Below are 11856 nucleotides of genomic sequence, written 5' to 3'. Positions count from 1 at the left end.
GGAGAGAAAAATGAAAGGCGATATTGGTGTAATTGGCCTGGCAGTCATGGGCCAGAACCTTATCCTGAACATGAACGACCACGGCTTTAAAGTGGTGGCACATAACCGTACTGCGGCGAAAGTCGACGAATTCCTGCAAGGCCCGGCGAAAGGCACCAACATTGTAGGTGCTTACACCCTGCAAGAGCTGGTCGACAAACTGGAAGCGCCACGTAAAGTGATGCTGATGGTTCGCGCTGGCGCTGTGGTTGATGCATTCATCGACCAACTGGTTCCTCTGCTGGACAAAGGCGACATCATCATCGATGGCGGTAACACCAACTACCCTGACACCAACCGTCGCGTTGCGGCTCTGCGTGAAAAAGGCATCCACTTCATCGGTACGGGTGTATCCGGTGGTGAAGAAGGCGCACGTTTCGGACCTTCTATCATGCCTGGCGGCGCGCCGGAAGCATGGGAAGCGGTTAAGCCTATCTTCCAGGGCATCTCTGCAAAAACTGATGCGGGTGAGCCTTGCTGTGACTGGGTTGGCAACGACGGTGCTGGCCATTTCGTGAAAATGGTACACAACGGCATCGAATACGGCGACATGCAGCTGATCACGGAAGCATACCAGTTCATGAAAGATGGTCTGGGCATGTCTGCAGATGAAATGCAGGCCGTATTTACTGACTGGAACAAAACTGAGCTGAACAGCTACCTGGTGGAAATCACGGCTGACATCCTGGGCTACAAAGACGAAGACGGCGAAGCACTGGTTGAAAAAATCCTCGACACCGCGGGCCAGAAAGGTACCGGTAAATGGACCGGTATCAACGCACTGGACCTGGGCATTCCACTGACTCTGATCTCTGAGTCTGTGTTCTCTCGTTGCCTGTCTGCCCTGAAAGACCAACGTGTTGAAGCCGAGAAGCTGTTCGGCAAAACCATCACGCCGGTGGAAGGCGACAAGCAAGAGTGGGTGGATGCACTGCGTCAGGCTCTGCTGGCTTCAAAAATCATCTCTTACGCACAAGGCTTTATGCTGATGCGTGAAGCGTCAAACGAAAACGGCTGGGATCTGAACTACGGTAACGTCGCTCTGATGTGGCGTGGCGGTTGTATCATCCGCTCTGCGTTCCTGGGCAACATCCGTGACGCTTACGAAAACAATGCGCAGCTGGCTTTCCTGGGCTCAGATGACTACTTCAAAAACATCCTGACCGGCAGTCTGGCCGCATGGCGTAAAGTGGCAGCGAAATCGCTGGAAGCAGGCATCCCGATGCCATGTACTACTTCAGCGCTGACGTTCCTGGACGGCTACACCACGGCTCGTCTGCCAGCGAACCTGCTGCAGGCGCAACGTGACTACTTCGGTGCGCACACTTATGAGCGTACTGACCGTGCACGCGGTGAGTTCTTCCACACCAACTGGACAGGTACCGGTGGTGACACAGCGTCAACCACATACGACGTATAAGACGTGTTGAGGGGGAATTCACCCCCCTCTTCTACGCCTGAAAATTAAGCATCAGGGAGGATGTTAACTTAGTTAACATCCTCTATTTTTTTGTCTGAATTCAGTTACAGAGAAACCACGATGACATTTTATAAAGACTATGTATTTGTTCCACAGGAAGCGGAACATGAAACACATAACGGAAATGAGTGTTCATCTGAGCAGGAAGCTCTGCGCCTGGCGATGGTAAAACACGCCCAGCAACAAGGTGGATGCTAATCCCGCTGAAAAAGAGACTCTCGTTTCGATTTAGCACGGCGGAACAGGCTGAAGGCATAAATAAGAAAAGCACCCTGCGGTGCTTTTCTTATTTATGCTTCTTGTTATGGCCTTTACCCGGGTTGTTGTGTCCATTAAAGCTATGATTATCTTTTTTACCGCCTTTGGCTTTATGCTTATGAGTATCACAATCGCCGCCACCCACTTTTATGCCACCAGCCTCAACGGACATACAGTCAGTCGAAATATCTAACTTATCACCGATGCTGATCCCGGCCTGTGCGCCGCTGCAAGCCATCAGTAAGGCCAGAACAATTCCTGTGCGTTTCATTCTAGTTATCCTTGTCAGTTTACTAAGCTGCGCATTTAACTATTGTCCGGCGCTGACCTCAATAGCAGACACCAAGCCTGACAGTAAAATGACTCGCTCTATACAGGCTACTTATAATATGGCATAACACCGTGCGTCTGAATGCACAGATCCGACACTAGAAAGATGACTTCAGTCCATCACATTTCTGACGGGCTTCATTATTCTCAGGTCCACTTCTACGACACCGTTTAAACATTGCGCTTAAACACGCACCCGCGGGTGCGTTTTTCATTGTTGTCACTCCGTCAGCAACAACGAACAAAACTTCAGCATCTGAACGTCAATTTACGATTACAATCGGGTTTTGAGTTGAATGTTATCTCAATAACCTTTAGTTTATAGACATCTAAACGTCTTTGCGCTTAAACATCCAAAACAACAACAGAGGGTTTATTTATGTCAAATCATACAGTCAGTGTTCTCGATGGTGGAATGGGTCGTGAATTAGAAAAACGTGACGCGCCGTTCCGTCAGCCCGAATGGTCAGCACTGGCGATGATCGAAGCTCCTGACATTGTCCGTGATGTTCATTGCGCATTTATTCAGAGTGGCTCTCAGGTCATTACGACCAACAGTTATGCCTTAGTTCCTTTTCATATTGGTGAGGAACGCTTTAAGCGTGAAGCTCAGTTACTCGCTCACCGCGCCGGTGAAGTGGCTCGTCAGGCTGTAGCCCTGGAAGGTAACACCGCCCGGGTCGCCGGCTCACTGCCACCGCTGTTTGGTTCTTACCGCGCTGATCTGTATCAGGCCGATCGGGTCACAGAGATCGCTACACCTTTGATCGAAGGACTGAAAGATAATGTTGATTTTTGGCTGTGTGAAACCCAAAGCCTGATTGCCGAACCAGTGGCGGTCAAAGCACTGCTCGACAAACTAGATAGCGAACACAAACCGCTGTGGGTATCATTTACACTAGAAGATTCAGAGCCGACTGATGTACCGCGCCTGCGCTCAGGCGAATTGGTTGAAGATGCCATCAATGCGATGCTGGCTCTTAACGTTAGCGCCATCTTGTTTAACTGCTGCCAGCCTGAAGTGATTCAGGAAGCCCTGACCATCGCCAAGCGTTGCCTGGACACAGCAGGGGCACAGCAAGTTCAGCTTGGTGCGTATGCCAACGCATTTCCTCCTCAGCCAAAAGACGCGACCGCCAACGATGGCCTGGATGAACTGCGTGCAGACCTGACACCGCCAGCCTACCTACTGTGGGCAGAGAAGTGGCAACAACAAGGCGCCAGCCTGATTGGCGGCTGCTGCGGTATCGGTCCGGAGCATATTGCTGCGCTGCATCAGCACTTCGCTTAATCGGAGCGAGTGATGCAACAACCGCAAAAAATCGGCCTGACCACGCTGACCGCTCTGGTGTTCAGCTCCATGGTCGGCGCCGGTATTTTCAGCCTGCCACAAAATATGGCAGAAGTCGCTGGTGTGGATGCCATTCTCACCGGCTGGCTTATTACTGGCGTAGGCATCTTACTGCTGGCCGGCTGTTTTTTACATTTATCCCGTCTTAAGCCTGAACTGGATGGGGGTATCTATACCTATGCCCGCACAGGCTTTGGCGACACTGCAGGCTTTTTATCCGCCTGGGGCTACTGGCTGTGTGCCACAATTGGCGTGGTCGGTTACCTGGTGGTTGCCTTTGCCGCGATTGGCGCCTTTGTCGATACACCACAATCGGTCATTTTTGGCGACGGAAACACCCTGCCCGCATTTATCGGCGAATCGCTTATCCTGTGGGCGGTACACTATCTGGTGCTGCGCGGTATCAAACAGGCAGCCTTCATCAACCTGCTGGCAACCCTGGCAAAATGTCTGCCACTGATTGTGTTTATTGTCCTCGCCTACTGGGCATTTGAGCCGGCAACGTTTAACTTCGACCGTGCGGGTCAAAGCTTACAAACCCCGTTCATTGAGCAGGTAAAAGGCACCATGCTCATTACGCTATGGGTGTTCACCGGCATTGAAGGGGCAATCGTATTATCGGTGCGTGCCAAACGTCGCAATGATATCGGTAAAGCGACCTGTCTGGGTGTGATATTTGCGCTGATTCTGTATGTGGCCATTACTCTGCTATCTCTGGGCGTAATGAGCCGGGCAGATGTCGCCGCCCTGAATAATCCATCCATGGCCGGGTTGATGGCACACATGAGTGGTAACCTTGGCCAGTGGGTAATCAGTCTCGGACTTATCGTATCAGTTCTGGCCTCTTACCTGAGCTGGATCATGTACTCAGCAGAGGTGCCGTGCACTGCTGCACAGCATGGCGCTTTCCCGCGCTTTTTTGCCAGACAGAACGAACAAGGCACATCACCGGCCTCGCTAACGCTAACCAGCGTGACAGTCCAGTTATGCCTGGTGCTGATCATGTGGACCGGGGAGAGTTATAACACTCTGGTACTTATCTCGACTTCGATGATCCTGATACCTTACTTCCTGGTGGGTGCTTATCTGGTCAAAATCGCCTTCGGACAAGCCGCAAGTTGGAACATCAAAGCCATTGGTCTCGGCGCCAGCCTGTATGGTTTGTGGCTGATTTACGCCGCGGGCCTCAACGCTCTGGTCTTATCCACCCTGCTCTATATTCCGGGTCTGATGGTGTTTTACTACAGCCGTCGTAAACATCGTCAACTGGCATCTGCCACATGATCTGCTGACACCCCCTGCTCATCAGGGGGCTGTCGCACACTAGTGCCAACATCCGCGCTGAGTTCCTGCACCAACTGTTGCCAGTCGTTAATCTCCCCTCGAAAATAGGCAATTTGCTTATCTGACGCCAAGCGTACAATCTCAACCAGATACTTATCGGAAATGGCTTGATTGTATTGAAATTTAGCACGCAGAACCGGACTGTAGAACTGCTCGGGAGCAAACAATAACGCCTGTAACTGCGCGCTGAACAAAGCTTCATTGTGTCGCAGTGTAAACAAATGAGTTAACTCGCGCCGCAGGCGGCTGTGAAAGGCAATCCAGTCTGCCGTGGTCACTTTCATCTCGTTTACCCACTGCGAAACCACGTCCTCTTGCTGAGCGCTAAGGCTGCCAAACCACTCCTCCAGATTGTCTGTTATCCGTTCCCGATAACGTACGCGAGCCTGACTTTGAGTCGTGTCACGATACTTTTCGGCAAACTCTTGCTGGCGCTCAGTTAATCCCTGCATAAATTGCTCAATCTGAGCATCGCTCAGAGTATTAGCCAACAGATACGCATCCGGCAGGAGATGCATTACCAGGCGCTGATAATGCTGCTGCACCTCCGTTCGGTGCAAGTCGAGTTGCCGTGGGCTAAATTGATCCGGTTGCAGTAAGGACAGCTGCTCTAACTGATGCAGGTAACGTGGCATCTCTTTCTGTTGTTGCCAGATACTGAACGAGGCTATTTTATCGCTCAGCAATGCTTTCTGCGTCGAGTTCAATTCCACGTAATCTTCAACATAATCAATCACAAACCAATCAATATTGTTGTAGACAAACTTGGCACCGCAACCGGTCAGCACCAGCGCAGTGATGATTATTGCTATCCATCTTACCATCGGGCACGTCCTTTCTCGCTCTGTCAGTAACCATAGACTGCGTTCGAAGCTTATGCGACTTTTAGCGTATTCCTCGCGACATTCTGCTTCAGAAAATTCTTTTAACTTAACAACATAATCTATTTATTATACGGCAGGATTGTTGGTTTTTTGAGCTTGAGAGTTGGATCTCATTAAACCGTTTTTACTTCGGTTAGTCTGGTCAGGCACTCCAAAATTAGACCATGTATCAACATGGCTGCTTGTCTGAACAAACGCTACCAATAAAAAGTGAACCTATGCAGTTACACGAGCAATTAGCGCAGCGTATCGTCGATCGCGCGCAGAAAATCATCAAGTATCCGCTGAATGTCATGGACGAGACCGGCATCATCATTGCTTCCACTAATCCGGCGCGGCGCTATCAAAAACACGGCGGAGCCGTTCTCGCCCTGACGGAACTCAAACCTATCGAAATCTCCGAAACCATGCTGCCAGAGTTCCCCAATGTTAAGCCGGGCGTCAACTTACCGATTGTGTATAACAACGCAGCGATTGGCGTCATTGGTATTTCCGGCCCCTTGGTGAAATAGAGTATTAGCAGAGCTGTTGCCCGACTTTCAGGGCAGCAGCAATATTGTGTGCGCTGCGAATCACGTTGAATTTTGCCTGAGCAACAATCTCCTCAAAGGTCGTCACCTTGTAGACGGAGTCAAAGGCAGCATCAATTCCGTGGGAGTACACGGCCTCGATATCATCCCCCAATGCACCGACAATGGCGATAACAGGGAGATCATAACGTTTGGCAATACTGGCAACACCAACCGGTACTTTGCCATTCACACTCTGACTGTCGAGGCGCCCTTCTCCGGTAATCACCAGATCCGCTTCTTTAATCAGATCCTCCAGCCCGACCGCTCGAGTCATGATCTCGATACCTGGCTTGAGCTCTGCATCGAGAAACGCGTAAAACGCGGCTCCCATCCCGCCCGCAGCCCCTGCCCCCGGAATGTCACTCACTTTACGCTGCAGATCTTGCTCGACAATTACCGCGAAGCGGGTCAATGCCGCATCCAGTTGCTTGACCATTTGCACAGTTGCCCCCTTTTGCGGGCCGTACACATGTGAAGCGCCATTACTTCCGGTCAGCGGATTACTGACATCACAGGCCACTTCTATCAGACATTCTTTGAGGCGGGAATCCAGCGCGCTGACATCGATATGAGCCAGCTCCTGTAACGCAGCACCGCCAAACGGCAACTCGATTCCGCTGGCATCGGTGAACGACACCCCCAATGCCTGCAGCATGCCACAGCCTGCATCGTTGGTCGCGCTGCCGCCAATACAGAGGATCAAATGACGGATACCCTGATTCAAGGCATGCTCGATCAGTTGGCCGGTTCCGTAACTGGTCGCGACCAGCGGGTCACGTTTTGCGCTCGGAATCAGTTCAATACCGCTGGCCGCCGCCATTTCAATAAATGCGGTTCTCTTATCTCCGGAGACACCATAAAAAGCATCATGTTGTTCACCGAGCGGCCCGACCACATTCACCGTGACCCGTTCGCCACCGGAGGCATCGACTAATGCTTCCACGGACCCTTCTCCTCCATCCGCGGTCGGACACTTCACATACTGCCAATCCGGAAAAACCTGTCGGAATCCCGTTTCAATCGCTTCTGCGACTTCAATCGCGCTTAAACTTTCTTTGTATGAATCAGGGGCGATAACAATTTTCATCAATAAGCACCACTTGATAGAAATTATGAAGCAGCAGGTTGTCACAACCTGCTGCATTTTATTTAGCTCGCTACCGTAACCTTAGCCAGTTTTTCGTAATGCAACGCTAAAGCACAATGATCTTTTGATGCCAGGTCATCCGCTTTCAATGCCTGCATCATCTCCATTACTTGTGCGGTAAGCGGCAATTGTGCCCCAACTCCGTGCGAAGTATCCAGCGCGTTAGCTAAATCTTTAATATGCAGGTCAATGCGAAACCCAGGTTCAAAATTACGATTCTGTACCATAGGCGCCTTGGCATCCAGTACGGTACTGCCGGCCAAGCCGCCACTGTTCTTTCTCTGAAAAAAGCCCGGGCAATCTTGATTATCTCAGCCATCAGAGTGGCGAATTTGGTGTAATCCTATACAGTGAACATATTGATACTTTATCCTGCGTTAACTGGGTATTGCTCATAGTTAGCGCAGGATAGCAGATGTGTGCTGATAGCCATCTTTCGTCTTTGTCCTGACTTTGTTTTGGATCTGATTTTCTATATGGAACGGTATGAAGCTCTCCTTGCGCCCCGCGACCGATGCAGATTACCTGTTCGCGTTTGAACTCAAGAAACTGTGCGAGCAGGATGTCATCACCCGTCAATTTGGCTGGGATGAAGAATTGCAGCTGGAGTTACATCGCCAGGAATGGCGTTCAGGCCTGCCGACCCTGATTTGTGCTGACGGGATTGCTGTCGGCACTTTTCGTCTTCATCTTCATGATGAGCGTTTTCATTTTTCGCGCTTTTTTATTCTCCCCGCCTATCAAAACCAGGGCCTGGGCAGTGAAATACTGACATTCGTAACGAAACGTTGCACCCAGTTACAACGTGCCTGTCTGCTGTGCTGCATTCAGGGTAACCGTGCGACTGAGCTGTATCAACGTTTTGGATTCAAGACTTACCGTCAAGATTATCAATTTATTTATATGAAATTTCAGCCAACCGATGATTAATGATCTTTTCTTTCACCGATAACGCCGCATCGCTGATGCAATTAAGTCAGAGCAGCACAGACATCACAAAGCACTAAGGACTTGCCCCAGTTAGCCACTCACCTCAAACAACAAGTCAGCTTTTTCAGATAAGCGCCGGCTCGTTCGAATGACAAATTGCGATCCGGACGAGCGTTTTTCATCCCGACATCAGGCTGGTCAGTTCGAATTAAGCCCAATCGCCTGTTATAACATCCGCTTTGTCTTGACGCCTTTCCGACAACTCATACAATCAAGCTATTAATCATTAAGCTGCTGGCACCGCTAAACGAAGCGTTTTTGTACATCCGATATCTGCCGCACAAACGCTGTTCCCCCGAAAAATAGACAGCAAGGTGCTCGCTGGATCTGATGCAAAAACTGGCGTAAGGAAAAACCGCTATGGACAGAACGGTACACATCAAAAACGCGCAGGAAATAGCCCAAATGCGTACAGCAGGCAAACTGCTGGCACAAGTGTTCGACATGCTTGATGAGTTCGTCATTCCCGGCCGTTCGACCATGGAAATCAATCATAGAGTTGAGGATTTTATTGTCCGGACATTAGGTGCACGCCCTGCCAGCAAAGGGCAATATGGTTATCCCTATGCGATTAACAGCTCTGTTAATGAGGTTGCTTGCCACGGCATGCCGGCCCCCGATCAGATCCTGAGCGAGACAGACATCCTCAATCTGGATGTCACACTCGAACACGAGGGTTTCATTGTTGATTGCAGCAAAAATTATCTCATGCCGAACGCCGATGCGGCCGCCAGAGCATTGGTCAGTGCGAGTCATCAGGCGTTGTGGGCAGGGATCAGGCAAGTCAGGCCCGGTGCCATGCTGGGCGACATTGGCTACACCATCCAGCGTTTTGCTGAATCACATGGTTACAGCGTTGTTCGCGAATACTGTGGGCACGGTATTGGCCGCGAAATGCACGAAGCACCGCAGGTTTTACATTACGGCCTGCCCAACCGCGGCCTGACACTGCGCGAAGGAATGGTATTTACCATCGAACCCATCCTCAATCTCGGCGGTGACAAAGTCTATACCCGGCAAGATGGCTGGAGCGTCGCGACTTCAGATAATCAACTCTCCGCCCAGTCAGAGCACACGGTACTGGTGACCGCCACTGGCTACGAAGTCCTTACCGCTCAGCATCCGATTGGCTCACCGGCAGCGTAACGCCACAGTTCAGCGACACGGGCTTGGTCAACCCTGTCTTAGCCAAGCTTTAGGTACACTGACGTAAACGCTACACATCGATATGGCGGGCAATCATAATCACTTCGTCGGCGCTATAAAGATCGCTCAGGGTCGCTTCGACTTCCGCTCCCAACGCCTGGCGATATAGATTCTGAGCCCGGTTATCAGCCCGGGTAGTGATAAGGATATGTTTCAGAGTGGAACCCTGATTACGTAACTGCTCTTTGACCAGAGGCAGGGAATCGGTGAGTAACTGACGACCAATCCCCTGGCCCTGATAAGAGGGTTCAACGGCCAGTTGTTCCAGTTCCAACACGACCTGGGGACGAAAGCCGCTTTTCTGCGCCCAGATGATATAACCGACCACTTCCCCTCGTTTCTCTGCGACCAGACAAAACGTACGTGGCGCGGCTTTAAAACTGCACTGGAGCCATTGCTGTGAATATTGCTGACGCGGAAAAGCCACCTGATGGATCAGAGCGGCCGCGGGGACATCCTGCGCCAACATAAAACGAACTGCCATAATCACCTCTGTTTCGGTTTTGTGCCTGACCACGATACCACTGCACAAATCAAATTTCTTTTCTTTTCAAAGGCTATTTTCATTGCATAATAAAAACCCCGGCACAGGCCGGGGCTTTGCAGAGATCAGGCGTGGCGCTGATTAACTGTTATAGACATTCTCTTCCAGTTCGCGTTCGCTTTTCGCAACCAGAACGGCCACCATCATGTCACCACAAACGTTAATCGTAGTACGCGCCATATCCAGAATACGGTCAATACCGGCCACAATCGCCAGGCCCTCTACAGGCAGGCCAACCGTGCTCAGTACCAGAGACAACATGATAAGACCCGCACCCGGTACACCCGCAGTACCAACCGATGCCAGTGTCGCGGTCAGAATAATGGTCAGGTAGTCTGAGGTTTGCAGATCGATACCAAATGCCTGCGCGATGAACAGCGCGCACACACCTTGGTAGAGTGCCGTACCATCCATGTTAATGGTTGCCCCCAGCGGCAGAACAAAACTCGACACACCTTCAGACACACCCATGTCCTGGCGAGTCGCTTTAATTGTCGCAGGTAAGGTACCTGAACTGCTCGATGTGGTAAACGCAACCGCTGCAGGGTTAGTAATCGCACGCAGATATTTGATTGGGTTCAGTCGACCCAGCACGCTCAGCACGCCTGAATAGAACACCAACACATGGATCAGCGCACCCAGGTACACTGCACCAATCACTTTGATCAGTGGCAGAAGGACGTCCAGACCATAAGTACCGGCAACCCAGGCCATCAGACCAAAGATGCCGTACGGAGCCAGTTTCATCACCAGTTCAGTCAGCTTGTACATGGCTTCCGCCAGACTCTCAAACAGTTTCACTGCCGGTTCACCTTTTTCACCCACCAACACCAGGGAAACACCAAGACCAACCGCAAAAACGATGATTTGCAGAATGTTACCCGCCGCCAGAGCATTCACCGGGTTTTGCGGGATCATCGCCAGCAGCGTCTGCACCAGCGGGGGCGCACTCTTACCAGCATCATCAAGATCTTTCGCAACCATGTTCAGTCCGGCGCCAGGTTCAAGCAGAGCAGAAAGGCCAAGACCAATGGCAATCGCAACGGCGGTCGTTCCCAAATACAACACCACGGCTTTGACGCCAATACGCCCCATCTTGCGGGTGTCTTTCATCGATGTAATACCAACGATCAGAGAACAGAACACCAAAGGCACGATCAACATTTTAATCGCGTTAATAAAGAGAGTACCGATTGGCTTAAGCAATGCAGCACTCGGGCCCATCAGCGCACCAACGATAATACCGGCCACCATACCAATCAGGATTTTTTTCCACAGCGCCATGCCTGACCAAAAACCCTGACGGGATGACTGTACTTGATTGTCCATTTCTTTCCTTGTGTGTTGATAGTGTAAACGACTAAAAAAAGCAAAGGCGTAATTACACAATAAAAGTCGCCTGACGTAAACTGTGATAAATGACTATTTTCACTCCCTGACAAGGAATAATTATCCAACAAAACTGACTCAGAGCTGGGTCAAATGCAACTTTCCCCATATAAATTTTCATTGATCTTGTGCGTTTTATTTCTATTTAACCGTACGTCGTTTAAAAAACAGCTCACACTATTCGCGACATATTCAGGGCAATATTTGCCAAATCGCTTTGATTTTAATCCCATTTCGCCAACATGACATTGGAATATCACCGACTTTTTCCTATCTTCATTTAGTGGTAATGCGTTTTATGACCACCACTTTTTGACCGAAC

Annotated in this window: 13 protein-coding genes; 7 read left to right on the top strand and 6 right to left on the bottom strand. The window is 50.5% G+C overall.

Annotation, left to right across the window (positions count from 1 at the left end; translation table 11 throughout):
• Positions 1–10: 10 nt before the first annotated feature.
• Both gnd and J0X00_RS03365 read left to right on the top strand, forming a co-directional pair.
• Positions 11–1459 carry a decarboxylating NADP(+)-dependent phosphogluconate dehydrogenase gene (gene gnd, locus J0X00_RS03370; RefSeq protein ID WP_282476308.1) on the top strand — a complete coding sequence of 483 codons (1449 nt, stop codon included), beginning with the start codon at positions 11–13 and terminating at the stop codon, positions 1457–1459.
• 120 nt (positions 1460–1579) lie between these two features.
• A complete protein-coding gene (locus J0X00_RS03365; protein ID WP_282476307.1) occupies positions 1580–1717 on the top strand; it encodes a hypothetical protein in 138 nt (45 codons plus the stop codon).
• A gap of 88 nt (positions 1718–1805) precedes the next feature.
• On the opposite strand, the gene J0X00_RS03360 is transcribed toward J0X00_RS03365, so the two are convergent.
• Positions 1806–2048, bottom strand: coding sequence for a CG2 omega domain protein (locus J0X00_RS03360; RefSeq protein WP_218561791.1), 243 nt, complete (start codon positions 2046–2048; stop codon positions 1806–1808).
• 438 nt (positions 2049–2486) lie between these two features.
• Here J0X00_RS03360 and J0X00_RS03355 point away from each other — a divergent pair, with 438 nt between their 5' ends.
• Together J0X00_RS03355 and J0X00_RS03350 are read left to right on the top strand one after the other, a co-directional pair.
• Complete coding sequence (locus J0X00_RS03355; protein WP_282476306.1) at positions 2487–3398, top strand: homocysteine S-methyltransferase family protein; 912 nt, start codon at positions 2487–2489, stop codon at positions 3396–3398.
• Positions 3399–3410: 12 nt separating this feature from the next.
• Positions 3411–4742 (top strand): basic amino acid/polyamine antiporter, encoded by a 1332-nt coding sequence (locus J0X00_RS03350; protein WP_136487365.1) that lies wholly within the window; start codon positions 3411–3413, stop codon positions 4740–4742.
• Here J0X00_RS03350 and J0X00_RS03345 read toward each other — a convergent pair.
• Positions 4721–5626 carry a DUF6279 family lipoprotein gene (locus tag J0X00_RS03345; RefSeq protein ID WP_282476305.1) on the bottom strand — a complete coding sequence of 302 codons (906 nt, stop codon included), beginning with the start codon at positions 5624–5626 and terminating at the stop codon, positions 4721–4723. The two genes, J0X00_RS03350 and J0X00_RS03345, sit on opposite strands and share 22 nt — an antisense overlap.
• Positions 5627–5904: 278 nt before the next feature.
• On the opposite strand from J0X00_RS03345, the gene J0X00_RS03340 reads away from it, so the two are divergent.
• Entirely contained in the window at positions 5905–6198 is a 294-nt protein-coding gene (locus J0X00_RS03340) for a sugar diacid recognition domain-containing protein (RefSeq protein WP_282476304.1), read from the top strand.
• A 4-nt stretch (positions 6199–6202) separates the two neighbouring features.
• On the opposite strand, the gene J0X00_RS03335 is transcribed toward J0X00_RS03340, so the two are convergent.
• Together J0X00_RS03335 and J0X00_RS03330 are read right to left on the bottom strand one after the other, a co-directional pair.
• Positions 6203–7345, bottom strand: coding sequence for a glycerate kinase (locus tag J0X00_RS03335; RefSeq protein ID WP_282476303.1), 1143 nt, complete (start codon positions 7343–7345; stop codon positions 6203–6205).
• 62 nt (positions 7346–7407) lie between these two features.
• Positions 7408–7668 (bottom strand): NAD-binding protein, encoded by a 261-nt coding sequence (locus J0X00_RS03330; protein ID WP_348984815.1) that lies wholly within the window; start codon positions 7666–7668, stop codon positions 7408–7410.
• A 223-nt stretch (positions 7669–7891) separates the two neighbouring features.
• On the opposite strand from J0X00_RS03330, the gene J0X00_RS03325 reads away from it, so the two are divergent.
• Together J0X00_RS03325 and map are read left to right on the top strand one after the other, a co-directional pair.
• A complete protein-coding gene (locus tag J0X00_RS03325; protein WP_282476302.1) occupies positions 7892–8335 on the top strand; it encodes a GNAT family N-acetyltransferase in 444 nt (147 codons plus the stop codon).
• Positions 8336–8755: 420 nt separating this feature from the next.
• Entirely contained in the window at positions 8756–9541 is a 786-nt protein-coding gene (gene map, locus J0X00_RS03320; protein WP_282476301.1) for a type I methionyl aminopeptidase, read from the top strand.
• A 70-nt stretch (positions 9542–9611) separates the two neighbouring features.
• On the opposite strand, the gene J0X00_RS03315 is transcribed toward map, so the two are convergent.
• Both J0X00_RS03315 and J0X00_RS03310 read right to left on the bottom strand, forming a co-directional pair.
• Positions 9612–10070 carry a GNAT family N-acetyltransferase gene (locus J0X00_RS03315; RefSeq protein ID WP_136487453.1) on the bottom strand — a complete coding sequence of 153 codons (459 nt, stop codon included), beginning with the start codon at positions 10068–10070 and terminating at the stop codon, positions 9612–9614.
• A gap of 156 nt (positions 10071–10226) precedes the next feature.
• On the bottom strand, positions 10227–11474 hold the full coding sequence (locus J0X00_RS03310) for a dicarboxylate/amino acid:cation symporter (protein ID WP_282476300.1): 1248 nt from the start codon (positions 11472–11474) through the stop codon (positions 10227–10229).
• Between the last annotated feature and the right edge of the window lie 382 nt (positions 11475–11856).

Origin of the sequence: Vibrio sp. ABG19 (genome assembly GCF_029962385.1) — a bacterium.
Lineage (GTDB): Bacteria > Pseudomonadota > Gammaproteobacteria > Enterobacterales > Vibrionaceae > Vibrio > Vibrio ostreae.
The sequence above is the reverse complement of the archived record's forward strand: the minus strand, read 5'-3'. Positions and strand labels throughout refer to the sequence as shown.

Excerpts from the sequence above, each read along its gene's own strand:
- J0X00_RS03335 (WP_282476303.1), bottom strand. The coding sequence starts at position 7,345 with ATGAAAATTGTTATCGCCCCTGATTCATACAAAGAAAGTTTAAGCGCG.
- gnd (WP_282476308.1), top strand. The coding sequence starts at position 11 with ATGAAAGGCGATATTGGTGTAATTGGCCTGGCAGTCATGGGCCAGAAC.
- J0X00_RS03355 (WP_282476306.1), top strand. The coding sequence starts at position 2,487 with ATGTCAAATCATACAGTCAGTGTTCTCGATGGTGGAATGGGTCGTGAA.
- J0X00_RS03310 (WP_282476300.1), bottom strand. The coding sequence starts at position 11,474 with ATGGACAATCAAGTACAGTCATCCCGTCAGGGTTTTTGGTCAGGCATG.
- J0X00_RS03340 (WP_282476304.1), top strand. The coding sequence starts at position 5,905 with ATGCAGTTACACGAGCAATTAGCGCAGCGTATCGTCGATCGCGCGCAG.
- map (WP_282476301.1), top strand. The coding sequence starts at position 8,756 with ATGGACAGAACGGTACACATCAAAAACGCGCAGGAAATAGCCCAAATG.
- J0X00_RS03325 (WP_282476302.1), top strand. The coding sequence starts at position 7,892 with ATGAAGCTCTCCTTGCGCCCCGCGACCGATGCAGATTACCTGTTCGCG.
- J0X00_RS03360 (WP_218561791.1), bottom strand. The coding sequence starts at position 2,048 with ATGAAACGCACAGGAATTGTTCTGGCCTTACTGATGGCTTGCAGCGGC.
- J0X00_RS03315 (WP_136487453.1), bottom strand. The coding sequence starts at position 10,070 with ATGTTGGCGCAGGATGTCCCCGCGGCCGCTCTGATCCATCAGGTGGCT.
- J0X00_RS03345 (WP_282476305.1), bottom strand. The coding sequence starts at position 5,626 with ATGGTAAGATGGATAGCAATAATCATCACTGCGCTGGTGCTGACCGGT.
- J0X00_RS03365 (WP_282476307.1), top strand. The coding sequence starts at position 1,580 with ATGACATTTTATAAAGACTATGTATTTGTTCCACAGGAAGCGGAACAT.
- J0X00_RS03350 (WP_136487365.1), top strand. The coding sequence starts at position 3,411 with ATGCAACAACCGCAAAAAATCGGCCTGACCACGCTGACCGCTCTGGTG.